This is a genomic window from Pseudoalteromonas sp. CuT4-3 (assembly GCF_035666335.1).
GTDB classification, from domain to species: domain Bacteria; phylum Pseudomonadota; class Gammaproteobacteria; order Enterobacterales; family Alteromonadaceae; genus Pseudoalteromonas; species Pseudoalteromonas atlantica.
This window is the reverse complement of the sequence record NZ_CP142030.1, coordinates 397,330-422,231: the sequence shown is the minus strand read 5'-3', so window position 1 is coordinate 422,231 and position 24,902 is coordinate 397,330. Positions and strand designations below refer to the sequence as shown.

21 protein-coding genes are annotated in these 24,902 nt (G+C 41.2%); 5 read left to right on the top strand and 16 right to left on the bottom strand.

All coding sequences use genetic code 11. The features are described from left to right. Positions 1 to 58: 58 nt before the first annotated feature. Both ssb and VOI46_RS01860 read right to left on the bottom strand, forming a co-directional pair. Entirely contained in the window at positions 59 to 763 is a 705-nt protein-coding gene (gene ssb, locus VOI46_RS01865; protein WP_004589361.1) for a single-stranded DNA-binding protein, read from the bottom strand. Positions 764 to 783: 20 nt separating this feature from the next. Next, positions 784 to 2,151 carry an MFS transporter gene (locus VOI46_RS01860; RefSeq protein ID WP_324738133.1) on the bottom strand — a complete coding sequence of 456 codons (1,368 nt, stop codon included), beginning with the start codon at positions 2,149 to 2,151 and terminating at the stop codon, positions 784 to 786. Between the two features lie 163 nt (positions 2,152 to 2,314). On the opposite strand from VOI46_RS01860, the gene uvrA reads away from it, so the two are divergent. Both uvrA and VOI46_RS01850 read left to right on the top strand, forming a co-directional pair. After that, positions 2,315 to 5,137 (top strand): excinuclease ABC subunit UvrA, encoded by a 2,823-nt coding sequence (gene uvrA / locus VOI46_RS01855; RefSeq protein WP_324738132.1) that lies wholly within the window; start codon positions 2,315 to 2,317, stop codon positions 5,135 to 5,137. 35 nt (positions 5,138 to 5,172) lie between these two features. Beyond that, a complete protein-coding gene (locus tag VOI46_RS01850) occupies positions 5,173 to 6,210 on the top strand; it encodes a hypothetical protein (protein ID WP_324738131.1) in 1,038 nt (345 codons plus the stop codon). Positions 6,211 to 6,302: 92 nt separating this feature from the next. Here VOI46_RS01850 and trpS read toward each other — a convergent pair whose 3' ends face one another. The 3 genes from trpS to rpe are packed head-to-tail and all read right to left on the bottom strand — an operon-like array spanning position 6,303 to position 8,689. Beyond that, complete coding sequence (gene trpS, locus VOI46_RS01845) at positions 6,303 to 7,307, bottom strand: tryptophan--tRNA ligase (protein ID WP_029771853.1); 1,005 nt, start codon at positions 7,305 to 7,307, stop codon at positions 6,303 to 6,305. 33 nt (positions 7,308 to 7,340) lie between these two features. Further along, positions 7,341 to 8,006 (bottom strand): phosphoglycolate phosphatase, encoded by a 666-nt coding sequence (locus VOI46_RS01840; protein ID WP_324738130.1) that lies wholly within the window; start codon positions 8,004 to 8,006, stop codon positions 7,341 to 7,343. Continuing rightward, positions 8,006 to 8,689 carry a ribulose-phosphate 3-epimerase gene (rpe, locus tag VOI46_RS01835; RefSeq protein ID WP_029771856.1) on the bottom strand — a complete coding sequence of 228 codons (684 nt, stop codon included), beginning with the start codon at positions 8,687 to 8,689 and terminating at the stop codon, positions 8,006 to 8,008. The genes VOI46_RS01840 and rpe overlap by 1 nt, the downstream gene beginning before the upstream one ends. Before the next feature lie 427 nt (positions 8,690 to 9,116). Between rpe and VOI46_RS01830 the strand changes: the two genes are divergently transcribed. Further along, positions 9,117 to 9,413 (top strand): hypothetical protein, encoded by a 297-nt coding sequence (locus VOI46_RS01830; RefSeq protein WP_029771857.1) that lies wholly within the window; start codon positions 9,117 to 9,119, stop codon positions 9,411 to 9,413. Between the two features lie 3 nt (positions 9,414 to 9,416). Continuing rightward, a complete protein-coding gene (locus tag VOI46_RS01825; protein WP_024032525.1) occupies positions 9,417 to 9,602 on the top strand; it encodes a DUF2970 domain-containing protein in 186 nt (61 codons plus the stop codon). Here the strand turns inward: VOI46_RS01825 and VOI46_RS01820 are convergent. The 9 genes from VOI46_RS01820 to VOI46_RS01780 all read right to left on the bottom strand — a co-directional run bounded on the left by VOI46_RS01820 (position 9,550) and on the right by VOI46_RS01780 (position 18,495). Next, a complete protein-coding gene (locus VOI46_RS01820) occupies positions 9,550 to 10,416 on the bottom strand; it encodes a Dam family site-specific DNA-(adenine-N6)-methyltransferase (RefSeq protein WP_004589353.1) in 867 nt (288 codons plus the stop codon). The genes VOI46_RS01825 and VOI46_RS01820 overlap by 53 nt on opposite strands. 53 nt (positions 10,417 to 10,469) lie before the next feature. Beyond that, positions 10,470 to 11,849 (bottom strand): AAA family ATPase, encoded by a 1,380-nt coding sequence (locus VOI46_RS01815; RefSeq protein WP_096738982.1) that lies wholly within the window; start codon positions 11,847 to 11,849, stop codon positions 10,470 to 10,472. After that, positions 11,849 to 12,919 (bottom strand): 3-dehydroquinate synthase, encoded by a 1,071-nt coding sequence (gene aroB, locus VOI46_RS01810; RefSeq protein ID WP_024032528.1) that lies wholly within the window; start codon positions 12,917 to 12,919, stop codon positions 11,849 to 11,851. The genes VOI46_RS01815 and aroB overlap by 1 nt, the downstream gene beginning before the upstream one ends. A 28-nt stretch (positions 12,920 to 12,947) precedes the next feature. After that, positions 12,948 to 13,466, bottom strand: coding sequence for a shikimate kinase AroK (gene aroK / locus VOI46_RS01805; protein ID WP_004589350.1), 519 nt, complete (start codon positions 13,464 to 13,466; stop codon positions 12,948 to 12,950). Between the two features lie 184 nt (positions 13,467 to 13,650). Then, positions 13,651 to 15,741: a type IV pilus secretin PilQ family protein gene (locus VOI46_RS01800; protein ID WP_004589349.1), complete on the bottom strand. Its 2,091-nt coding sequence runs from the start codon at positions 15,739 to 15,741 to the stop codon at positions 13,651 to 13,653. Beyond that, a complete protein-coding gene (locus tag VOI46_RS01795) occupies positions 15,728 to 16,264 on the bottom strand; it encodes a pilus assembly protein PilP (protein WP_004589348.1) in 537 nt (178 codons plus the stop codon). Before VOI46_RS01795 ends, VOI46_RS01800 begins: the two co-directional genes overlap by 14 nt. Beyond that, positions 16,261 to 16,866 carry a type 4a pilus biogenesis protein PilO gene (locus VOI46_RS01790; protein WP_004589347.1) on the bottom strand — a complete coding sequence of 202 codons (606 nt, stop codon included), beginning with the start codon at positions 16,864 to 16,866 and terminating at the stop codon, positions 16,261 to 16,263. The genes VOI46_RS01795 and VOI46_RS01790 overlap by 4 nt, the downstream gene beginning before the upstream one ends. Next, positions 16,856 to 17,428, bottom strand: coding sequence for a PilN domain-containing protein (locus tag VOI46_RS01785; protein ID WP_004589346.1), 573 nt, complete (start codon positions 17,426 to 17,428; stop codon positions 16,856 to 16,858). The genes VOI46_RS01790 and VOI46_RS01785 overlap by 11 nt, the downstream gene beginning before the upstream one ends. Next, on the bottom strand, positions 17,416 to 18,495 hold the full coding sequence (locus tag VOI46_RS01780; RefSeq protein ID WP_004589345.1) for a pilus assembly protein PilM: 1,080 nt from the start codon (positions 18,493 to 18,495) through the stop codon (positions 17,416 to 17,418). The genes VOI46_RS01785 and VOI46_RS01780 overlap by 13 nt, the downstream gene beginning before the upstream one ends. Before the next feature lie 131 nt (positions 18,496 to 18,626). Between VOI46_RS01780 and VOI46_RS01775 the strand changes: the two genes are divergently transcribed. Further along, positions 18,627 to 21,143: a PBP1A family penicillin-binding protein gene (locus tag VOI46_RS01775; protein ID WP_004589344.1), complete on the top strand. Its 2,517-nt coding sequence runs from the start codon at positions 18,627 to 18,629 to the stop codon at positions 21,141 to 21,143. 54 nt (positions 21,144 to 21,197) lie between these two features. Here the strand turns inward: VOI46_RS01775 and metL are convergent, their stop codons facing one another. After that, entirely contained in the window at positions 21,198 to 23,543 is a 2,346-nt protein-coding gene (gene metL, locus VOI46_RS01770; RefSeq protein WP_004589343.1) for a bifunctional aspartate kinase/homoserine dehydrogenase II, read from the bottom strand. A 6-nt stretch (positions 23,544 to 23,549) separates the two neighbouring features. After that, on the bottom strand, positions 23,550 to 24,797 hold the full coding sequence (gene metB, locus VOI46_RS01765; RefSeq protein WP_004589342.1) for a cystathionine gamma-synthase: 1,248 nt from the start codon (positions 24,795 to 24,797) through the stop codon (positions 23,550 to 23,552). Positions 24,798 to 24,902 lie beyond the last annotated feature (105 nt).

Here is a 24,902-nt window from a genome sequence, read left to right as displayed (position 1 = left end):
AAGCCGCTAAATAGCGGCTTTTAATATTATTTTTCAACATTTGTTTTTTTGTCTTTGGTTAAAACGGAATGTCGTCATCAAAATCTATTGTTGGTTCCATAGGATTTGATGCACCGCCCTGAGGGGCGTTTTGCGGCTTAGGTGCAAAACCACCTTGCTGCTGTGGCGCATTACTTTGCCCAGGAGCAAAGCCACTGTTGTTTGATTGTTGGTATTGGTTATTTTGCTGTGGAGCAGGTGCTGCAGCTGGGCGTTGTGCTGGTGCAGCTTGTTGTTGTGGTGCATAGCCACCTTGCTGGCTGTTTTGAGCTTGGTTGTTTTGACCATAGCCACCGCCTTGTTGATTATTTTGGTAACCGCCACCTTGTTGGCCGCCTTGATTACCTTGATAACCACCACCTTGGTGATCGCCACCGCGAGCACCTAGCATTTGCATTTGACCCGTAAAGCCATCAACAACGATTTCTGTTGTGTATTTTTCTTGGCCTTGTTGGTCGGTCCATTTACGTGTTTGAAGTTTACCTTCAACGTAAATTTGCGAGCCTTTACGGCAGTACTCACCAACAATTTCAGCTAGCTTGCCAAAAAATACTACACGGTGCCATTCAGTTTTATCAACCATTTGGCCAGTGTTTTTGTCTTTATAGCTGTCTGACGTTGCTAAGGTAATATTTGCTACACCATTGCCATTAGGCATGTAACGAACTTCAGGATCTTGTCCTAAATTACCAACCAAAATTACTTTGTTCACACCGCGTGCCATGGAACCATCTCCTATAAACGTTAGATTAAACCAGCTACTTTACGTGCTTGGTCTAGGTCAAATTCTTTATCATTAATCTTTAAATAGCTGCGGCTTTCGTCGCGTACTACTGTTGCTTCTATTACGCCAGGTAAAGCAACTAGCTGAGAAGCAAGTGCTTGAGCTTGCTCTTCAGAACTTAAATTGGTCATTAAACTAATAACTTTACTTTTCGGTGGGACTTGCATTTTCCACGCAATAATAAGCCATATTAACCCAACAAGTGCTGCTGCCGCAAACACAGCTTGCGTACTTGTAGTTTGGGCAACATAACCCCCTAAAATACCACCTAAAAAAGCCCCCAAAAACTGGCTAGACGAATACCCACCCATAGCAGAACCTTTTTGGCTAGCGGGCGCAATACGCGATACAAGCGCAGGCATAGTGGCTTCTAAAAAATTAAATGCTACAAAATAAAGCAGCATACAAATGGCAATGCCAACCACGCTATTCACCCAAATAGACATAGCAAGCATACTAATAGAAAGCAGTGCTACTGAGCCAATAAACGCCTGTTTTTCTTTTTCTTTTTTAATGGCAACAATCATAATAGGGACCATTAAAATAAACGCTAACAGCAATACCGGAATATATAAATACCAATGGTGGTTTGCCACTAAGCCATCTTTTATTAGTTGGCTAGGTAGTACCACAAAAATAGTGGTTAGCGTTAAATGTAGCAGTAATACACCTGCATTTAAGCGCGATAATTGCGGATGCTTAATAAGCTTTTTAATATCACTAAAGCTTGCCAAGGTATCGCCTTTTGGCGCTTTGTTTACTGCGTTGGGCACTAAAAATAAAATAATACCAATACCGAACACGGCAAGGATTGCAGTTAACCAAAATACTCCCGCTACACCCCACGACGCGGCAACAATAGGCCCAAGTAACATAGCAAAAGCAAAGCTCATCCCTATGCTCATACCAATCACCGCCATTACTTTAGGGCGCTGTTCGTCGCGGCTTAAGTCGCTGGCAAAAGCAAGCAGCGCACTGGCTATAGCGCCCATACCTTGTAGTGCACGGCCCACTGTAACCATTTGAATAGATTCAGCAAAGGCTGCAATAACAGAGCCCAACGCAAACACAACTAAGCCACCAACAATTACTTTTTTACGGCCTATTTTATCTGACAAACGCCCCATAGGAATTTGCAGTACCGCTTGCGTTAAGCCATACGCGCCAATAGCAAATCCTATCCACATAGGCGAAAAACCATCAAGCGATTGGCCATAAATAGCCAATACAGGCATCAGCATAAACAAGCCGAGCATTCTAAATGCAAACACACTCGCCAGCGATACAGCGGCGCGCTTTTCTCGTGAATTAAGTGAAGATGCGGTCATTATCTGCGTATTCTTACGATATTAAAAATTTAGGCTGGGATTCTACCACAAGCTTGGCAATAATTAATCGCCTATAAGTAAGGATTTTTTCGTTGATCATTGATTAATAATGTTTCGTATTATGCGATACTGGACAAATAATTTTGGTAATAAACGAGATAGCATGGAAAACATTGAAGTCCGAGGCGCCCGTACGCACAATTTAAAAGACATCAGCCTAACCATCCCACGTGATAAATTAATTGTTATCACAGGCCTATCTGGTTCGGGAAAGTCATCACTGGCATTTGATACTTTATATGCAGAAGGACAGCGTCGTTATGTTGAGTCACTTTCTGCCTACGCAAGGCAATTTTTATCGTTAATGGAAAAGCCCGACGTTGATCATATTGAAGGCCTCTCTCCCGCCATTTCTATTGAGCAAAAATCTACATCGCACAATCCTCGCTCAACAGTGGGTACCATTACCGAAATATACGATTACTTGCGTTTAATGTTTGCCCGCGTGGGCGAACCACGATGCCCAACCCACGACTTACCACTTGCAGCACAAACAATTAGCCAAATGGTTGATACCGTTTTAGCACTGCCAGAGGGCACTAAGCTGATGCTTTTAGCGCCAGTGGTTAAAGATCGTAAAGGTGAGCACGTTAAATTACTTGAGCAACTTGCAAGCCAAGGCTACATTCGCGCTCGTATAGATGGTGAAGTATGCGACTTATCAGATCCGCCAACACTTGAGCTTCATAAAAAACACACTATTGAAGTGGTTGTTGACCGCTTTAAAGTAAAAGATGGCCAACAGCAGCGTTTAGCAGAGTCGTTCGAAACCGCACTTGAGATGTCTGGCGGTGTGGCAAATGTAGCCTACATGGACGACAGCACGATAGAAGAAATGCTGTTTTCAGCAAATTTTGCCTGCCCTACCTGTGGCTACGCAATGACCGAATTAGAACCGCGCTTATTTTCGTTTAATAACCCTGCCGGTGCGTGTCAAAGCTGTGATGGTTTAGGCGTACGCCAATACTTTGATCCTAACCGTGTGGTACATAACCCAGAGCTCAGCCTTGCCGGTGGTGCTATTAAAGGCTGGGATAAACGCAGCTTTTATTATTTTCAAATGCTACAGGCGGTCGCCGAGCACTATAACTTTGATTTAGATGTGCCATTTGAAAAGCTGGCTAAAGAATCGCAAAAAATTATTTTAGAAGGCTCAGGGCAAACAAAAATAGCCTTTAACTACCGTAACGACAGAGGCGATTTAATAACACGCAACCACGAGTTTGAAGGCGTGTTAAACAACATGAACCGTCGCTATCGCGAAACTGAGTCAAACTCGGTGCGTGAAGAGCTCGCTAAATATCAAACTAGCCAAGCGTGCCCTAGTTGTCATGGCTCGCGTTTGCGCCAAGAAGCACGCCACGTATTTATAGGTCAAACAAACCTACCTGCTATTACGACTATGAGTATTGGCGAAGCGATGGACTTTTTTGAAGGGCTATCACTAACAGGCCAAAAAGCCCAAATAGCTGAAAAAATCCTGAAAGAAATTCGTGACCGCTTATCGTTTTTAATTAATGTAGGCCTTAATTACTTATCGCTTGAGCGCAGTGCCGATACCCTCTCAGGTGGTGAAGCCCAGCGTATTCGTTTAGCCAGCCAAATAGGTGCAGGCCTTGTAGGTGTAATGTACGTACTGGATGAACCATCAATTGGTTTACACCAGCGCGATAACGACCGTTTATTACAAACATTGGTGCATTTACGCGACTTAGGTAACACCGTGATTGTAGTTGAGCATGATGAAGATGCGATTCGCGCAGCCGATCACATTATTGATATTGGCCCAGGCGCGGGAGTGCACGGCGGACATATTATTGCACAAGGTACACGTGACGATATTTTAGCCACTAAAGACTCGGTAACTGGCCAGTTTTTATCAGGCGTGCGCAAAATAGAAGTGCCACAAGAGCGTAACCCAACCAGCGAAAAATGGCTTGAGCTATTTGGCGCAACAGGGAATAACCTAAAAAATGTAGATTTAAAAATTCCATTTGGCTTATTAACCTGTATTACAGGGGTATCGGGCTCAGGTAAATCAACGCTCATTAACGATACACTCTTTAAGCTTGCGCATACTGAGCTTAATGGCGCGACCACAGCAGAAGCCGCGCCTTACAAATCAATTAGTGGCCTTGATCATTTTGACAAAGTGATTGATATTGACCAAAGCCCAATTGGTCGCACACCGCGCTCAAACCCTGCAACCTACACAGGTATTTTTACCGGTATTCGTGAGTTATTTGCAGGGACACAAGAAGCCCGCTCTCGCGGCTATAAAGTAGGTCGCTTTAGCTTTAACGTGAAAGGCGGGCGCTGTGAAGCATGCCAAGGGGATGGTGTAATTAAAGTAGAAATGCACTTTTTACCTGATGTATATGTACCGTGTGATGTATGTAAGGGCGCGCGCTATAACCGCGAAACCTTAGAAGTACAATACAAAGGTAAAAACATTCACCAAGTGCTCGAAATGACCGTTGAAGACGCGCACGACTACTTTGACAAAATACCTGCAATAGCGCGTAAACTTAAAACGCTAATGGACGTTGGTTTATCGTATATTCGCCTAGGGCAAGCTGCTACCACGCTCTCTGGTGGTGAAGCACAACGTGTAAAACTGGCTCGTGAGCTTTCTAAACGCGATACAGGTAAAACACTGTATATACTTGATGAGCCAACAACCGGCCTTCACTTTGCCGATATTGAACAGCTACTTGTGGTATTACATCGCCTGCGCGATCATGGTAATACCATTGTGGTAATTGAGCATAACTTAGATGTGGTTAAAACCGCAGACTGGGTGGTTGATTTAGGCCCTGAAGGGGGCGCTGGCGGCGGTGAAATACTCATTGCAGGTACGCCCGAAGAAGTAGCCGAATGTGAACGCTCGCATACTGGGCATTACCTAAAACCCCTATTAAACTAACTGGGGTTTATTACCTCATACGATAAGGAAAGTCGGTGTTAAGGCGTTATAAAATTATAAAATGGCGAGCAAGTAGGCTATTTAAACAGCTGCAAAAAAAATTGCAGCCTCTTAAAGCTGATATTGATAAGCATATTAAACCCATATGGTTTAGCCTTAGCACCGCGCAAAAGCTTTACTTAGCAGCGCTTATATCTGTGATTTTCTTTAAATCCTGGTCATTTTGCGCGCTTTTGACAATGACTGCCTTGGTAATTGAATTTTGGCCAAAGTTTAATAAACTATGGCACTCTTTAGCAGGCAAAGCTTTAATTTTGGTTTTTTATGCAACCATTGCTAATTTTGTTTTGGCAAATGCAAGCAGTATTGTTAACGATGTAACTCACGTATCAGCTGCAAACATGAGCTACACACACAATTTTGCAACTTTGATATATTTACCCATTTGGGCATTAGGAATTACACTCTGTACATTACTAATATTTCAATTTATTTTACCCTTTTATATCATAATGCTGTTACTTATAAAGCCATTTGGATCGCAAAGCATTAAATATATAAGTCAAAGCTACTCTCCCTTACTTACCGCATCTATTAGATTAATATTAGCCTTCATAACTTTAAGTACCCTCTATCCTTTATTGGACGATAGGGATGAAGCAACATTTCTATCAGATATAGAAAACGGTTTCTATTTTGGAAGAGAGCTGGCTAGTGACTCTCCTGAAGTGAAGGGGCATGCTATGGTCAACCTAAATGAAAGGCTGGCTAAACAGGAAACAAAAACTCAACCCAGCTCGCCAAAAGCAGAAGAAATAAATGAATTCGCCGAATCTGCAAGTTCATTTGTTGCTACTGAAGGTTATTTTGGGCGTAGTAAACACCTTATAGCGATGTTTGCATTTAATTACGAAGCGGATGAATACTCAAGGTGTAAAAAAGCCAAAAATAGCAAAGTGGTAGAGTTGAACGATTACGAAATAGTAGAGATTACGCCAAATGAAACTATGCCTTATGGCTATTCTTTTATTGTAAAAGCCTGCGAATCGCCTGCGTTTAAGTCCACTAGCTAATAAATTATAGCTTTTTTAAGTGATGAATGAAGTATTAGAAGTTATAAAAAATGCCGCTAAATTTAGCGGCATTTTTATTTGCTTATACTAATTTATGTACGAGGAATAAACCCTAGTGCATCGTAAACCGATTTAAGTGTTTTTTCTGCACGTACACTGGCTTTTTCTGCGCCTGATTTCATGATGCTATCAAGTAGGTTTTGATCTTCTCTGATCTCTTTAAAACGTGCTTGGATTGGCTCAATCATGCTAACAACTGCATCGGCTGTGTCTTTTTTCAGGTGGCCATACATTTTATCTTCATACTCTGGCACTAAGTCTTCAATTGAGCGCTTAGTGGCTACGCTTAATAAAGTAAGTAAATTAGAAACGCCTGGCTTTTCAGTACGGTCAAAGTAAATACGCGCTTGCTCGTCTGAATCGGTTACTGCTTTTTTAAGCTTCTTCTCAATCTTTTTAGGCTCATCTAATAGCATGATGTAGCCATTAGGGTTTTCGTCAGACTTAGACATTTTTTTGAGCGGATCCTGAAGGCTCATTACACGTGCGCCAAATTCGGGAATATATGGCTCAGGTAACTTAAATACGTCACCGTATAAATTATTAAAGCGTGTAGCTATATCACGCGTTAGCTCTAAGTGCTGCTTTTGGTCATCCCCTACCGGTACTTGGTCAGCTTGGTATAATAAAATATCCGCTGCTTGCAATACTGGGTACGAAAATAAACCGACGTTTACATTGTTAGCATGCTTAGATGACTTGTCTTTAAACTGGGTCATGCGGTTAAGCTCGCCCATTTGCGCATAACAATTTAGCACCCATGCTAACTGCGCGTGTTCTGGCACTTGCGACTGTACAAATAAGGCCGATTTTTCAGGGTCTATGCCACATGCCGCGTATAACGCTATACCATCTAATACGCGAGAGCGAAGAAGTTCAGGCTCTTGGCGAACAGTAATCGCGTGTAAATCAACAAGCATAAAGAAACTTTCGTGGTCTTCCTGTAGCTTTAGCCACTGGTTAATAGCGCCAACATAGTTGCCTATTGTCATACCACCGGTTGGCTGAATGCCACTTAAAACTACTGGTTTACTCATGATTTTCCTTTACTGTTTAGTTAATTAAAAATTTTAACGCTGTGTTAGTGTTGATATTATATCTAAGAAGTTATCGCATAGGTACTGTGGATTATAATCCTCAAGATTTTCGCCTTGGTTATAACCATAATCCACCGCTATTACATCAATTTTAGCGGCATGTGCTGCCAATATATCGCTTTTTGAATCGCCAATCATAATAGCCTTACTCGGCTCAACATTCAGCTTTTTACATGCATACAGTAAAGGCACTGGTGAAGGCTTTTTAGCCATATCGTCTCCACACACTATCACTTCAAAGTGACTGGTAAGGGAAAGCTTATCAAGCAGTAGCTCGGTAAATAGACGCGCCTTATTAGTAACAAGTGCTTTTGGCATGCCCCGCAAAGCACTGAGCCCTGTTTCTACATGCTGATACAACACACTATACTTGCCCACTAGCTGCTCATAATGTTGGTAAAATAAGGCAATGGCTTTTGCACTAAGCGCTTCATCTAAATGTTCGCTAATTTGCATATCGCCGCTGAGTGCACGCTTGACTAGGATTTCAATACCGTTGCCTATCCAGCTTTCAACCAAGCTTTGGCTAACAATAGGAAACGCTAAATCACTCAGTGTTAAGTTTACTGCTAGGTATAAATCGTAAACGCTATCAACAAGTGTGCCGTCAAGGTCGAACAAAGCTACATCATATTTCATTACTTTACGTTTCCTAACTGCTCACGCATTTGATCAATAACAACCTTGTAATCAGGCTCATTAAAAATAGCAGACCCTGCTACAAACATATCGGCACCTGCTTGCGCTGCTGCCGCTATGTTATCAACCTTAATACCACCATCTACTTCTAGGCGAATATCACGACCCGACGCAACTATACGCTGCTTAGCTTGAGCTAGTTTTTCAAGGGTGTGGGGAATAAAGCTTTGGCCGCCAAAGCCTGGGTTTACCGACATTAATAAAATAGTATCTAGCTTATCAATAACGTGATCGAGGTAGCTAAGGCTAGTGGCAGGGTTAAATACTAAGCCTGCTTTACAACCATGGTCTTTAATGAGCTGTATGGTGCGGTCTATATGCTCGCTGGCCTCAGGGTGAAAAGTAATTATTGATGCGCCGGCCTCTGCAAACAAAGGAATTATACTGTCGACTGGTTTTACCATTAGGTGCACATCTATAGGGGCTGTTACACCGTAATCTCTAAGCGCTTTACACACCATAGGCCCAATAGTGAGGTTAGGCACGTAGTGATTGTCCATGACATCAAAATGTACTACATCAGCGCCTGCAGCGAGTACTTTATCCACATCTTCGCCTAATTTTGCAAAATCGGCTGACAAAATAGAAGGCGCAATTAAGTATTTTTGTTCAGGGTTTAACATAGTAATCCGTCAATCAGTAAAGTATGCCTTAATGTACCGTAAATGCTAAGGTTTCCCAAGTAATACACTGTAAATTAGGCATAACTAAAAATATCGATTTAAATATATAAGTATTTATTTATAAAAAGCTTTAGGGCGTGTTGAGCTTTAATGCTTGAGTTTTGGGCAGCGTGTTTAATTTTTGGCAAGGCCGTGAGTAGGACACACAAGCTTTGCTTACATGATGTAAGCTATTAGATTAACGCAAGAGCAGTTATTGTGCCCACTCGATTACAAACTTCGGGGCGCGATTTAAAAACTCTTAGCTTGAGAACACACTTTAACTCGTAAGTTTCAACAGGCCTTAGCTATTACAGATAAATATTAGTTTGTTATTTATACAGCTTTTGTTATTATTAAAGGAGTAACTTAATTTTAGGCTAATATTATGCGTGCATTTAAAACAGGGATCTTAATTGCGTCGGCATTATTATTTATTGGGGCATTTAGTTTTGCGCCAAGTTCTGAGCAAGATTTAAGCTTAGTTAGCAATTGTCAGCATCAGGCAAGTAGTAAAAACGCTTCAAATACCTTAACGTGTGCGAAAGTAGAAGAAGACTCATCGTGGTTTTCGTGGCTAACAGGCGATAGCCGCAGTGCGCAGTTTCATTATTTAGATTTATTAGAGCTATTAACTAGCTCAGAAGACGCTAAGAATACGCCTTCAATAAAACCTCTATTTTAAATAATGCTGCACTTTATTAGCGCGTTGCAAAGTGTGCTAGCAGCATTTTTTGGTGTGCAATCAGAGCACAAACGCCAAGCCGACTTCCAACAACACTCCCCTCTTTTTATTATTGCTTTAGCTGTGCTGTTTTTTGTTATTTTTGTAGTGACAATTTACGCAGTGGTTGCTTGGGTGCTAAATACATAGCCATTAACTCGTCGACCTTGTTGCGTGATCCACCTTTAGGGCTGATAGTACGTTTTACCTGAATTTTACCAAGTGTAGCTTGACTATAAATTTTTCGCGTCCACACGGTATCGTGGTTAGATATAAGCACTGGCGTATTGTTTTCAAACGCGGCTTGCTCGGCTAAGTTTGCCAAGTTTGCTTGATCGTCTAAATTAAACCCGCCTTTAGCATAAGAGGTAAACGACGCTGTTTTACTTAGCGGCACATAAGGCGGATCGCAATAAATAACCGCATTGTTTGGCACAAGCTTAAACACATCATCGTAGCTTAGGCAGGTAAATGTGGCTTTTTGTGCTTTTTCGGCAAAAAAGTACATTTCTTTTTCAGGAAAATAAGGCTTTTTATATTTACCAAATGGCACGTTAAAAATGCCTTTGAGATTATACCTACACAGCCCATTGTAACCATGGCGATTCATGTATAAAAAGAGCATTGCGCGCTCATATACATCATTGCTTTTATTAAACTGTACACGGTATTCGTAGTAAGCGTCTGGGTGGTTATTTAAATCAACAAATAGTTTTTTAGAGTCACTTATAAACTCATCAGGCGAGCGCTTGAGCTCTTTGTATAAGTTAATTAAATCAGCATTGATGTCGTTGAGTAAATAGTGTTTAAAATTACTATTTAAAAATACCGAGCCTGCACCTACAAAAGGTTCTACCAAGGTTTCAGCGTGTTTGCTGGCTTGAGATAAACGTGCATTAATATCTTCAACTAGGCTGTATTTACCACCAGCCCATTTTAGGAAGGCTCTACTCTTTTGTTGCATTGGTTCTTAACTTCAATCTGCTGTAGCGCGATTTTACACTAAAGTGAGTCAGTTTACTGATCAAGTCGTGCAATTTCTTGTTTTATTTTGCTGATTTTTTTATAAAAAGGCTTGTTCTTTCTAAGCGCACTCGACAAGGCAGACAACGCACTTTTAGCATCAGCGAGTGATGCATAACTGCCAATGGTAACCACCCACCACACTTTATTATTTCGCTTAGTTTGGTAAACCTTAGCGCGCTGGCTTAAATTATGTTGAATAATAAACTCACGGGTGATTTTTTCCTGTGTAACAGCTAGCAGCTGCACAGTTGTATTATTATCTGGCTGAGCTAAATACCAAGCGTTATCTGATACGTTATTTGAGGTTTTAGGCTGCGGGCTTTCTTTATCGTCACTTTCAATTGGCTCAATAGTTTCAGGAGTGTTTGAGCTTTGTGGTAACCCCTCGCTTTGTTCACTTTGCTCACTCTGAGCGCTTTGTTGAGCCTCACGCGTTAGGCTTTGCATTATCGCCGGCACATCGTTTTTATGGGGCGCTACATTCACTTGTGATTTATTGCTGACCGCCTCTAAAGGCAAATCCGCTTTTGATATATCAGAATTGTCATTACTGACTTCTTTATCCGCGCTTGGGATAGCGGTAATTTTAGAAGCAGGAATAGCGGTATCTATGTCCTGGCTTTGTTGATTTTGATAGTACGTTTGCCACCACTGGGTCATGTCATTTTTATACAGCAACCCAATGATAAGTAGCATAATTATAATTAACAACGAGATTAAGTGTACTCGCCACGACACTTTATCTTTTTTTACAATATCAGCCACATGCTCCGTTGGTTGCCACGCTAATAATAAGCTGGGGTTGCCTTTCGCTTCATTTAAAAATGCACTAAATACAGGGTCTTCATCGTACGGTAAATTAGGAAAATACCAGCTCATCAGCTGTTTAGATTCATGTGCAGATAAAGGCTCTAAGTAAATTTCAACGGCATTATTAATAGCTAGCTTTGATTGCGAAGCTAGCATGATATAAAGCGTTACAGGGCTGTTTTTGGCAAGTAACTCTAACTCCTGTAATAGCTCTTCAGATAGGTGCCTTGCATTATCGAGCACCCACAAACAAGCCTCACACGGCTGCTGCTGCAACAATTGGTAAAAGTTTTCACTTAACGATAAATCGTGGTCAATCAGCGGAGAGTTAAAGCTTTGCTCTAATATATCACTCATCAGTGATACATCATTTACACTGGCACTTACTTGTACAAATGCTTTATTAAAACTGTTGTATTTGTCGGTGATGAAGGTTTCGAGCATATAACTTTTGCCTAGGCCAGAGGTGCCTAGTAATACAATTAAGTTTTGCCCGTATTCAAATTGCAGAGCGATTCTATCCACCAACGCCGCACGGCTTGGTAAAATTTGCGCCTGCATTATTGCTCGATTAACGCTCTAACTTGGTCGTCTGATACGTCATCTACCAATGCGCATTGACCAAATTGAGTAGGTAAAATAAAGCGGATAGTGCCTTTTTTATTTTTTTTGTCTTTACGCATATGCATTAAAAACTGCTCAGCAGTCATTTCACTTGGGATCTCAGTCGGTAAATTATAAAGCTTGAGTAGCGTTACAATTCTATCTACCTCAGTTTGCGATAAGTCACCGCGTGTATGCGCTAATTTAGCAGCAAGTACCATTCCGGTAGCAACAGCCTCGCCATGTAGCCATACACCGTATCCCATTTGCGCTTCAATTGCATGCGCAAAGGTATGCCCTAAGTTGAGTAATGCACGAAGGCCATTTTCTTTTTCATCTTGCGCCACGATAAGCGCTTTAATTTCACAACATCTATAAATAATATGCTGCAAACTTGCTTCATCTAGTTGCTGTAGCTTTTCTACATTTTGCTCAATAAAAGCAAATAGCTCGGTATCGTAAATTAAACCATACTTAATAACTTCGGCCATACCCGCTGCAAATTCGCGCGCCGGTAAAGTGTGAAGTGAATTAGTATCAATAAAAACCGCTTGCGGCTGATAAAACGCCCCAATCATGTTTTTACCCAGTGGGTGATTTACCGCTGTTTTGCCCCCTACAGAGGAGTCAACTTGTGATAGTACCGTGGTCGGAATTTGAATAAACGGTACACCGCGCTGATAACATGCAGCAACGAAACCTGTTAAATCGCCAATAACGCCGCCACCTAGTGCAATTAAGCATGTGTCTCGGCCGCAATTATTTTGCAATAAAAAAGCAGATATTTTCTCAAACCATTCAAGCGACTTGTATTGCTCACCATCGGGAATGACAAAAGAAAGAGGGTCTAGATCAGCTAACGAATCAAGCAGTCCTTGTAAATATAAAGGCGCAACTGTGTCGTTAGTGATAATGATAGGCCGACAATCACCAATGTGGTGAACAAGGCGGCCATTATCTTGAAGTGCAGATTGACCAATAAAAATAGGATAACTTCGCTCGTCCAAATTAACAGTTAATTCAAGCATGCTTTGTTATTTCCTTTATTATTGGTTTTTAAAAATCTAATTTCTCGATGATTTGGTTAGCAACAACTTTAGCGCTTTGCTCATCGGTGCGTACAACAAAATCGGCAACTTCTTTGTATAGTGGCTCGCGTTCTTCTGCTAAGCGCTCTAGTACATTACGAGGTGCTTCTTCAGTTTGCAGTAATGGGCGACGCTTGTCGCGTTGCGTGCGTGCAACTTGCTTTTCTATAGGTGTCTCTAGGTATACAACGATACCACGAGCCGAAAGCTTGTTTCGAACTTCTTTACTCATTACTGAACCACCACCGGTTGCAAGTACAATACCTTGCATTTCGGTTAAGTCGCCAATAACAGATTCTTCACGAAGTCTAAAGCCTTCTTCACCCTCAAGATCAAACACCCAGGCAATATCTGCACCGGTACGGCGTTCGATTTCTTGATCAGAATCGACAAATTCAAGGTGTAATTGGTCAGCGATGTGACGACCAATCGTGCTTTTGCCAGCCCCCATGGGGCCAACTAGAAATATATTACGTTTCTCAGCCATATCTTTTAGTACAAACGAACTCTAAAATTTGAAATAAAACCCCGCCTAACGACCTGGCCCCAAAATTAAGGAGGGGATTATCTCAGTAATTGGCCGGGTATTTCAAGTCTATTACAATAAAAAGCCATATAACGAGCAATTATTATCAATAAACACTCGTTGACGAACATAAAACCACTAAATTTTAGTCTATTTGTATTTTCGGTGTCACGAAAATAAGTAATTCACGTTTCTCATTAAACTCGCTGGTGCTCTTAAATAAGCGTCCAACATATGGAATATCACCAAGTACAGGTACTTTATTTGTGGTATTAATTATTTGCTGCTGAAAAATACCACCCAGCACAACGGTTTGGCCGTTATCAACCAGCACTTGTGTTTCAATTTGTTGAGTGTCTATCGAAACCGCTTCACCTGTTCCGGTTTGAACCGTTTCGCCACGAGTATCTTGTGTAATAACTAAGTCTAAAATAACTTTGTTATCAGGCGTTATATGCGGTGTAACCTCAAGGCTCAATACCGCTTTTTTAAAGCTTACAGTAGTAGCACCACTTGAGGCTGATTCGGTATAGGGGATTTCAGTACCTTGCTCAATACGTGCTTTTTGCTGATTAGCTGCAGTAATGCGCGGGCTCGCAATAATCTCACCTTTATTTTCTTCTTCTAAAGCACTTAGCTCTAAATCAATTAAAGTGCCATTAGCCAACTTAGCTATGTGTAAACCAATACTTGCCGCAGGGTTAGTAATGGGTAGGTTTACATTAAGACGGTCTGATAAATCAGGAATAGTGCCATTTGAGATAGACTCAGCTCCTTCAAGCGAGCCAGAGATACCATCGCTATCTTGTTGATCACTAAATCCCCAACGCACGCCTAAATCTTCTGTGACGTTATCGCGCACTGTTACCATACGTGATTCAATAACAACCTGTTGCACTGGAATATCGAGTGTTTCAATCATACGGCGAATACTCTCAATGCTCTTCGCTGAATCTTTGATAAGTAATGTATTGGTACGCTGGTCAACCGATACACTGCCTCGGGCAGAAATGATGCTGTTAGTGTCGGTTTTCAGTAAATCCGCAAAATCTTCAGCTTTAGCGTAGTTTAAACGAATATACTCACTGTAAAGCGGCTCTAAATCCTCGACCTTTTGTTTTGCTAGTAAATCTTTAGCTTCACGAGCGGCGAGCTCTTCAGCTGGCGCAACCATCAATATAGAGCCATCCATACGCTTATCAAGGCCTTTAATACGTAGTACAACATCTAAAGCTTGATCCCATGGAACGCCATCTAAACGAAGCGTAATATTGCCGGTTACTGAGTCACTCGTTACTAAGTTAAACTCGTTATAACCCGCTATGATTTGCAGTACAGCTCTAACCGAAATATCTTGGAAGTTTAAGGTCATTGGACGACCTTGATATTCCTTGCCGCCATCTAAATAGGCATTTTGCGTTTCATCTTTTTCAATGGTTAACGTTAAAATGTTATCTATTTGCTGGTAGGTAAAGGTAAAAGCAGCATTAGGCTCAATAACTACACGGCTTAAGCTATCTTCTTTAAAGGTTTCAATGCTACTTACTACAGTACCAAAATCTAGCACATCTAATTCATACAGTAAGTCGTCTAAAATATCTGTGTGATGAAACTCTGCAATTATTTTTCCACCACTTTCATGTACTTCTATTGCAGCTTGCGTGTCTTGTAAAAATACTAAAACTTTTGCTTCGCCTTTTTCACCACGGCGAAAATCAATAGATTGAATCCGATTAATATAAGCGCTTGAGGCATCATAACTATTGCTGCTTTCATCAGAAGCTTGCTCAGTAAGCGGGTTATCAGATACGCGCAACGACACTAAGTTATTATTAACTTGTGTTTCGTATATTTTTAAACGCTCTAAATTTACCGTAACTTTTAAGCCTTGCTCTGTCAGTACGCTGCTTACACTGTTAATACCTGCGTGATCGACCGGCACATTTTCAAGACCCTGTTCTAGTTCTGCACCATCAAATAGCATTTCTATGCGCGCTGGTGTGTTGTGTACTTGAATTTTAGGTTGTTGTGTTAGCTCTTCGTCAAATACAAGTTGTAACTCTGTCTCGCCTTTTAGCAAGGGGTTATAACGTACATCATAAAGTAGCGGCGCTGCACTGGCTGTTTTTACAACAAAAAGAGCCAATATGACAAATAACATCGTTTGAAAACGATGATGCCAAAGTACATCCTTATGCATGTGTGTTTTACCTTTTTTATTATTAATTTGCGCCATTATTTGCCGCCTCTAACATTTCCAATTTAGTCAGCCGCTCTTTCCAACAACCCGACCCATCAGGGATTAATTCAACTAGTTCTACATAATCACTACTTACAGACTTAACTTTACCGTCATACGTCCCTAAGTAATTATTTACCGTTACCCTATGCAGCGTTTCATCCGCTGCGGTGATCAGTGCCCACATTTGCCCGTTAGAGCCTAATGTACCTTTCATTGATAAGTTATCGAGCGGGTACTTTTCTAGTGGCTCTCTCACTCTATCAGGGTCAGGGTGTAAACAATTTTTAACTTGCGTTAGTTTATTTTGAATAATTTCAGGCTGCGGAGCCACAAAAGGGCTGCGTAACTGCGATGCATTATATTCAAAATGTTCAAACTGCGTTAATTCAGGTATTTCCTCTACTTTAGCAGTAGTGCTTGCCTTAACTTGGTCAATAAATTCTTTTTGCTCAGACGTATCGTCGTTACAACCTGCCAACAATAAAACTGACAATGATAATAAAGGGACTAATCTCACTTTTTAACCCCTTCTTCATAACGATATGTTTTTGCTACCACACTGAATGTTAGTTGCTTTTCGCCAGATGATACAATCGAAAAGTCGTGTAAACTTACAATTCGTGGTAATTGGGCTACTTTTCCTACAAATTCACCAAATTCATGGTAAGTGCCTATTACTTCAATTTTAATTGGCAGCTCAGTATAAAACTCTTTTTCGACTTCAGGTAACCAGCCAATTTTCAAAAATGTTAAACCGCTAGTAGTACCTACATAAGATAAATCGTCTAACAGGCCTGGGGTTTCATTTGAGGTAGGTAATCGCTTTAGTAGTTGTGAAAACTTATCTTCCATTTCAACCATTTGCTGGCGGTATATATCAAGCTTACTGGCTACGGCATACTTTGTTCTGTAGGTACTGCGTAGCTCTACTTCTTTAGCTACCGCGCTGTGATAGCTGTCTATTTCATCAGATACCAATAGGCTGTAACTAAAAAACAACACTAAACCGGCTATAAATAAGCAACAAATTGCTTTTACTGCAACGGGCCACTCGCCAATGTTGTCGAGCTCAATTTCATTCCAATCTATTTCATTTAAGGCTTTTAAATCAAGGTTCATCACTTACCTCACCGATTTCATCAAATGGTTTTACGTAAAACTCCATATTAAAATCACTGAGTAACCGTGATGTTTGATCGCCTGCCACAATGCCTTGCATGGTAGGTCTTTCTAATAAATATGAGCCTTGCACCTGACGCAGCATAGTAGATAAACGATTGTTTGATTCACTGCGCCCTACTACATCAATTTGACTACCACGGCGCTCAAGCTTAGTTAAATACACGCCTTGAGGAACAATTTTAGCTACTTCATCCATAATTTGAGTACCTAAATTACGGCTGCTTTGTAGCTCTTCAATCAAATGCATACGTTGTTGTAAGTTTTCTTTTTTTCTATCTAAACCTCTTATTTCACTGATTTTTTTATCAAGCATGCTGATTTCTGAGCTTAAATAATTATTTTTTAAATTTTGACCATCTTTTAAACCCGCATAAAAAGAGCTAAGTAAATACATACTTAAAAAACAGAATACTGCAACGGCCACTAAAATTGTTATAAATTTCTTTTTTGATTCTTCACGCTGTAGCTCTCGCCACGGCAATAGATTTATATGTGGCATGATGAAAAGCTCCTTAATGCCAAACCAGTAGCAATTGCAAACTGCGTTCTATTTCGCTGCATTACATTTCTGTCTACTTTTGGCGAAACTTCCATATTTGCAAATGGTTCAGCAACCACAGCATGAATACCGAGCTCTTCAATTAACAACCTATCTAAACCGTCAATCATCGATGTACCGCCGGTTAGCACAATATAATCTACTTGATCTTTACCTGTGGTTGTTAAAAACATTTGTACCGCACGGCGCACTTGTTGCAATAATGATGTTTGAAACGGTGCCAGCACTTCAAAGGTATAATTAGGGGGTAAGTCACCCGTTGTTTTGCCTATTTCAGCCTCATCAAAGCCTTTGTTATAGTAAGACACAATGCTGTTAGTGTATTGGTCGCCACCAAACACTTGGTCACGGGTATAAATTGTTTCACCTGCTTGAACAACACTCACCAACATTAAAACAGCGCCAATATCTACCACCGCAACACACTTATTAAAGGCGTCACTTGGTAATTGCTGATAATACACATCCATTGCTCTACTTAACGCATAGCTTTCAACATCAACCACTTTAGCGGTTAAGTTTGCCGCCTCTAGTGCGCCCACACGGGCTTCAACACTTTCTGTACGCGCAGCAGATAACAGCACATTCATTTTACTCGGATCGGCTTCGTTGGTAGAGAGCTTTTCAAAATCTAAACTCACTTCATCAAGGGGGTAAGGTATTAAGCTGTCAGCTTCTATTTCAATTTGTGACTCTAATTCAGCGTCGCTTAATGAAACATCCATAAAAATAACTTTAGTGATAACGGTTTGCCCTGATACAGCCACTGCCGCTGATTTTAAAGATTTTGGTAGTTTTCTTTTTAATTTTGTAATTATGTTACCAATTGCTTCAATATCCTGAATAGAGCGCTCGCTCATTGCGCCTTTTGGCATAGGTTCAATTGCAAGTGCTTCTAGTCGAAATCCCGTTTCAATTTCACTTAAAAGCACTGCTTTGATAGAGTGCGATCCGATATCAATTCCGACCATCGCAGTGGATGGCTTTTGAAATAGTTGACTTAGCATGTTTGCAACTTGACCTTTGTTTTAATAATAAACAAGTTATAATTTTTTTAGTAAAAAATATTATTCATTTTTTAATCAATATATACTAGCAGTCTAAACTCGCAATTGGGAGTCCATTTAGGGAAATATAAGTGATTTTATTAAAACGAACATTACAATTTTTTATCATTTGCACGTTATTTGGTCTGATCACTTTAATCAGCCTTTATTATTACGTTAAACCTGATATCCCCAGTGTGCAAGTTTTAAAAGACGTGCAATTACAAACCCCTATGCAAGTCTTTACCAAAGATGGACTCTTAATTAATCAATTTGGTGAAAAACGCCGCATCCCCGTCACTATAGACGAAATCCCCCAGCCTTTAATTGATGCTTTTTTAGCAACAGAAGACAACCGTTTTTATGACCATATTGGTATAGACCCTATTGGTATTGTCCGCTCTGCTATTGTGTTAATTTCAACAGGTGAGAAAAAACAGGGCGCGAGTACCATTACTATGCAGCTTGCTCGTAACTTCTTTTTAACACGAGAAAAAGCGTATATTCGTAAAGTTAAAGAGATTTTTATAGCTCTACATATTGAAAGTGTATTAACAAAAGACGAAATTCTTGAGCTGTATCTTAATAAAATAGAACTAGGTAATCGTGCATTTGGTATTGGGGCTGCTGCTCAAGTTTACTATGGTAAAGAGCTAAAAGACCTCACTCTTGCACAAATGGCAATGATTGCCGGTTTACCTAAAGCCCCTTCGGCGCTTAACCCAATTCGTAACCCAATTAGAGCTAAAGCACGTCGTAATGTAGTGCTTGGTCGCTTACTTACTGAAAACTATATTACGCAACAGCAATACAACGATGCGGCTAACCAGCCTATCACAGCTTATTTTCACGGTGCTGAGATAGACCTTTACGCCCCTTATATCTCTGAGATGGTTCGTGCTGAGATGGTTGAGCGCTACGGTGTAGAAAAAGCATATAACTCTGGCTTTAAAATATTTACCTCTGTGGAGTCTAAAGTTCAAAAGGCTGCGCAAACAGCTTTAGTTAATAATTTACATAACTATGATATGCGTCATGGCTTTCGTGGGCCTGTAGACGTGTTATGGGATCCAGAAACACAGCCCGCCTTAAGTGAGCAGCAAATTATAGAAAGGCTAAAACCTGTTAAAGAAATAGCTGATTTGCATGCTGGCGTGGTGTTAAATGTGACAGAGAAAACCGCTGACGTTATTTTAAAGAATGGCCAGCGCACCACACTTGATTGGGATAATTTAAAATGGGCGCGCAAATACATTACTCGCTACCGCCAAAGTTTTGCCCCTAAAGCCGCTACTGACATTCTTACCCCTGGCATGCAAATATGGCTGCGTAAAAATAACGACGACAGTTACCTACTAAGCCAAATACCAGAAGCTGCCAGTGCACTTGTTTCACTCGACCCACAAGATGGCCGTATTAAAGCTATAGTAGGCGGTTACAGTTTTGAGCAAAGCCAATACAACCGAGCGGTACAAGCTAAACGCCAAGTTGGCTCTAATATTAAACCCTTTATATATTCTGCTGCGCTCGAAAATGGCTATACATTAGCCTCTATTTTAAACGACGCGCCAATAAACCAGTGGGATAAAAGTTTAGGTGTAGCGTGGCGACCAAAAAACAGCCCAGCAGTTTATAATGGCCCTATACGTATTCGCCGTGCACTTGCGCAATCTAAAAACGTTATTTCTGTGCGCTTACTTCGCGGTGTAGGGTTACAACGCACCGCCGATCACTTGCTTAAGTTTGGTTTTAAAGATGCTGATATTAACCGCAGTGAATCGTTAGCATTAGGCAGTGCATCAATCACGCCATTAGAACTTGCTCGCGGCATGAGCGCATTTGCTAATGGCGGTCACTTAATTGAACCTTACTTTATATCTGAAATTCAAGATGCTTATGGCAATGTACTATTTAAAGCAAACCCGGCTCTTGCTTGCGATGAAGACGAGCTATTACCCGTCTCTCAAGCAGTGGATAGCTTTGCCAACAATAACCTAGATACCGACATAACAGATGATACAGCCACGCAACCACGTTGTGCACCACGTGTTATTTCAAAGCAAAATGCTTTTTTAATTGCTGAAGCAATGCACAGCGCAGTATGGGGTGGCGGTAGCTGGACCCATAAAACAGGCTGGAGCGGGACAGGTTGGCGTGCGCAAGCATTAGATAGACGCGATCTATCGGGTAAAACAGGCACAACCAATGACTCTGTTGATACTTGGTTTAGCGGCTTTAACCGCAATGTAGTAACGTCTGTATGGGTTGGTTTTGACAACCCAGGTAACTCGTTAGGGCGCTCCACCTATAATAACAACCTAGATAGCAGCCAAATCTCTGGCGCTGAATCGGGCGCCAAAACGGCACAACCTGCTTGGGTTGATTTTATGAAAGTGGCGCTTGAGGGCACACCAGAGGCGCCAATAGAGCCTCCTGAAGGGCTAGTTTCAATTCGTATCGATTTAAAAACAGGTTTGTTAAGTCATAAAAACGACTACACCAGTCGCTTTGAATATTTTGAAAAAGGCACTGCGCCTACAAAATATGTGCTGTCTCAGCCAACTGATATTTTTGAAGAAGATACAAAAACAGAAGAAGAGTTATTCTAAAAACAAAAACGGCAGCTTACACAAGCTGCCGTTTTACTATTAATATTTGCTGCGCTATTTTAAGTTTTTAACTAACCAATATAAATCAGAGTGCACGCCCGCGGCGGTCACTTCTTTGCCCGCCCCTGGGCCTTGTATTACTAAGGCGTTTTCGTTGTACCACTGGCTATTAATAACAAAGATATTATCGCCAGGTGTTAAGTTAGCTAAGGCGTCCCCTTTAGGCGCGTAAGTTATACCTACCTTCGCCGATACTTTACCCTGCTCTAATGCCAATAAACCGGTATACCTAAGTACAGCAGCTTGAGCATTTGCCGCATCGGCATGGTGTTTAATAAAGGCATTTAGCTTATCTTTATTCGCTAAAAAGTCACCCCATGAACCTTGGGCTAACTCATCAGGCATTAATGCTTGTAAGCTTATATCATCTAAATCTAATTCAATGCCAAGCTCGCGCGCAAGTATCAGCAATTTACGTTGCATATCCCGGCCCGATAAATCCTCGCGAGGATCAGGCTCTGTAAAGCCCATTTTTTGCGCTTCAAGAACAAGGTCAGAAAATGCCACACTGCCATCGTACTTACTGCATAGCCACGAGAGTGTCCCCGAGAAAACACCTTCAATACGCGTAATTTTATCGCCACTATTTTGTAAATCGGCCAACGCAAAGTTAATCGGCAACCCTGCCCCTACACTGGTGTTGTAGCGCCAATGCAAATTACGCTCGCTAATACTTTGGCGCAGCGCGTTATACCAACTAGATGCAGCAGTGCCCGCATACTTGTTAGCACTTATTAAATGGCAGTCTCGCTCTACAAAGTCGGTGTATAATTGGCTAAATTGCTCGCTTGCCGTTATATCAACAACAACTTTGTGCTCGTAATCAAGTTCGTTTAATGCACTTAATAAATCCGCCTGCTCATAAGCAACGGCATTATGCTGCCATTGTTTTTTCCACTGTCCGAGTGTAATACCCGAGGCATTAAATAGCATATGTTGCGAGCGAATTAACCCAACTAGCTTAATACTATAATCGCCCGACAAACGCTTAAATTGAGCATCTAGCTGGCTTAAAAATTCATCGCCTACATTACCTAAGCCAGCCACAACCAGAGCAACTTCTTGGCCTTTATTAATTAATTTTTCGTGCAATAAACTAAGTACATCGCTTTCTATTAACTGATCCGTTAATAGCAATGTATAGCCTGTATCTTGATGGATAAAACGAGGGTGAATACTTTGCTGATTTAAAACCTCAGCCGCTAATGTACTTAGCGTATAAACATCTTGCGTAGGCGCAACCACCGCGCAGCCATTTAAATTAGACTCGCTTATATTTGCTCGCCCAGCGAAAAAACTCACTACTTGATGCGTTGCACCCGCGGGCACAACTAAGTATGTATCGCCGTTGTGTATAAAATGATGAAGGCTGTGCTGAATAAGCTGGCTAACATGCGCCACTTCTCCCGCGTTAAGGCCTTCAACGAGCAGTAAATCAACGTTTTGTAATGTAGTAATAAAACGTTTTTGCTTAGCTTTGCCTTGTTTTACAATATCGGTAGGAGCAGTTTGCACATCAAAACTACTACGTACAGCCAGTTTAATATTACTGTTTTTTAAAGGCGAAAGCGTTTTAGCATGTAACACAGGGTTACCCAATCGAGCTAATAAGTTAGCTTGTTCACGGCACACCTTGTTGTACTTAATCGCCTTTTCAACTTTACGTGGGTCGGCACTAAATACCCCTGGCGTATCAGTCCAAATACATACATTTTGTGCGTCGCAATAATTGGCTAATAAGGTGGCGCTGTAATCACTGCCATTGCGCCCAAGCGTAACTGTTTTACCATCAGCACTTGCTGCGATAAACCCTGTTACTACGTTAATTTTATTTGCATCAATAACTTGGCTGCATTGCTGTTTGTTTTGCGCATGCAAAAGCTCCCCGCTTGTTACACTAAACAGCGCTCTAGCATCATGAGCACACGCTTGAATGTTTAATTGCGTTAAATAGGCTGCTAATAATCGCGCAGACCACAGCTCACCATGCGCCAGTAAAGCCGCCTCTTGCAACTGCTGCTTGCTGGCTTGCTCTGCTACATCACTTAGCTCTTGCGCTAACACAGCTAAAGCCGTGTGTTTAGCATCGGCTTTTAATAACTCTTCAATTAATGCCGTTTGGTGATTACTCAATTGCAGCAAAATATCAGCGACAGCTTGCTTATCTTGTTGTTGATAACTTTGCCACAGCGAAACCAATGTATCGGTAGTTTTACCCGCAGCAGATACAACCACGCAATCGCCAGGCTGTGTGTGGCCAATAATTATTTTTGCCACACTTTGATAGCGCTCGCCCGAGCTTAAGCTCGAGCCGCCAAATTTATGTACACTTTTTACCATACTCAATCACCACAACGCTGGATGAGCAGCCTGCTGCTTTACATCACCATTGGCATTGCCTGCAGCTTTACCAACACGCCCTACATTTTTATTTTGACCAGGTTTAACTAAGTTAAATACACGTTCAAAATCAGCCAGTAGGTCTTCTATATCTTCAATACCGACCGAAATACGAATTAGCGTATCGCCCACACCCGCCTCTAAACGTGCTTGAGCTTCCATACCTGCGTGAGTCATGGTCGCAGGATGACAAATTAAACTCTCAACTCCACCTAACGATTCTGCTAAGCTAAATTCTTTAAGGCTTGTTAAAAACGCCGCGGCATCATTCACATCGCCTTTAATATCAAAACTAACCATACCACCAAACCCAAGCTGTTGGGCTTTAGCAAGCGCATGTTGAGGATGCGATTCAAGGCCTGGGTAGTAAACTTGGCTAACATACTCAGAGCTTTCTAGGTATTTAGCAATTGCCAGGGCATTTTCTTGGTGCTGTTTTAAACGCACATTTAAAGTACGTAAACCACGTAATGTTAAATAGCTATCAAATGGTGCGCCGGTAATACCAATGTTATTGGCCCACCAAGCAAGCTCATCACCTAGCTCTTGTGTTGCAGCAACAACTGAACCGCCTACAACATCAGAATGGCCGTTTATATATTTAGTGGTTGAGTGCACAACAATATCTACGCCAAACTTAATTGGGTTTTGTAATGCCGGTGATAAAAAGGTGTTATCGGCGGCCACTAATGCACCGCACTGTTTAGCTATATCCGTCACGGCTTTAATGTCCGTTAGGCGCAGCACAGGGTTACTTGGTGTTTCTATCCAAATTAATTTAGGTTTAATGGTTGAAATTTGTTCTAGGCTTTCTGGTTTAGTTAAATCAAGCACTTTAAGTTTAAGCAAGCCGCGCTTTTCTAACGACGTAAATAAACGGTAGCTGCCGCCATAACAATCGTGAGGAATAACCAATGTATCATCGTTATTTAATAACTGTGTGGCTAAGTGCACTGCTGCCATGCCCGTAGCAGTAATAATTCCGCGTGCGCCACCTTCAAGCTCTGCTAGAGTGTCAGCTAAAATATCGCGATTAGGATTACCACTGCGTCCATAGTCGTATGCGCGCTTAGTATCAAAATCGGCAAACGAATAAGTCGTCGATAAATAAATTGGCGGTACAACGGCGCCATGATGTTTATCGGCATCAACCCCATTTCGTACAGCAATGGTTGCTTTGTTTTTTTCGCTCATATTCGTCACCTGATCAATTTGGATGTTTAGACGTCTAAAAGAGTAAGTTATCCATTATAATAAGTCAAAGCTTTTAAAGCTCTAGATGGCTAAAAATAACAGATG

Bases quoted from the DNA above. Each gene is read 5' to 3' on its own strand.
- metB (WP_004589342.1), bottom strand. From the start codon at position 24,797: ATGAGCGAAAAAAACAAAGCAACCATTGCTGTACGAAATGGGGTTGAT.
- rpe (WP_029771856.1), bottom strand. From the start codon at position 8,689: ATGTTAAACCCTGAACAAAAATACTTAATTGCGCCTTCTATTTTGTCA.
- VOI46_RS01830 (WP_029771857.1), top strand. From the start codon at position 9,117: ATGCGTGCATTTAAAACAGGGATCTTAATTGCGTCGGCATTATTATTT.
- VOI46_RS01815 (WP_096738982.1), bottom strand. From the start codon at position 11,849: ATGCAGGCGCAAATTTTACCAAGCCGTGCGGCGTTGGTGGATAGAATC.
- ssb (WP_004589361.1), bottom strand. From the start codon at position 763: ATGGCACGCGGTGTGAACAAAGTAATTTTGGTTGGTAATTTAGGACAA.
- VOI46_RS01790 (WP_004589347.1), bottom strand. From the start codon at position 16,866: ATGAACCTTGATTTAAAAGCCTTAAATGAAATAGATTGGAATGAAATT.
- VOI46_RS01840 (WP_324738130.1), bottom strand. From the start codon at position 8,006: ATGAAATATGATGTAGCTTTGTTCGACCTTGACGGCACACTTGTTGAT.
- aroB (WP_024032528.1), bottom strand. From the start codon at position 12,919: ATGCTTGAATTAACTGTTAATTTGGACGAGCGAAGTTATCCTATTTTT.
- VOI46_RS01825 (WP_024032525.1), top strand. From the start codon at position 9,417: ATGCTGCACTTTATTAGCGCGTTGCAAAGTGTGCTAGCAGCATTTTTT.
- VOI46_RS01860 (WP_324738133.1), bottom strand. From the start codon at position 2,151: ATGACCGCATCTTCACTTAATTCACGAGAAAAGCGCGCCGCTGTATCG.
- VOI46_RS01800 (WP_004589349.1), bottom strand. From the start codon at position 15,741: ATGGCGCAAATTAATAATAAAAAAGGTAAAACACACATGCATAAGGAT.
- metL (WP_004589343.1), bottom strand. From the start codon at position 23,543: ATGGTAAAAAGTGTACATAAATTTGGCGGCTCGAGCTTAAGCTCGGGC.
- uvrA (WP_324738132.1), top strand. From the start codon at position 2,315: ATGGAAAACATTGAAGTCCGAGGCGCCCGTACGCACAATTTAAAAGAC.
- VOI46_RS01820 (WP_004589353.1), bottom strand. From the start codon at position 10,416: ATGCAACAAAAGAGTAGAGCCTTCCTAAAATGGGCTGGTGGTAAATAC.
- trpS (WP_029771853.1), bottom strand. From the start codon at position 7,307: ATGAGTAAACCAGTAGTTTTAAGTGGCATTCAGCCAACCGGTGGTATG.
- VOI46_RS01780 (WP_004589345.1), bottom strand. From the start codon at position 18,495: ATGCTAAGTCAACTATTTCAAAAGCCATCCACTGCGATGGTCGGAATT.
- aroK (WP_004589350.1), bottom strand. From the start codon at position 13,466: ATGGCTGAGAAACGTAATATATTTCTAGTTGGCCCCATGGGGGCTGGC.
- VOI46_RS01785 (WP_004589346.1), bottom strand. From the start codon at position 17,428: ATGCCACATATAAATCTATTGCCGTGGCGAGAGCTACAGCGTGAAGAA.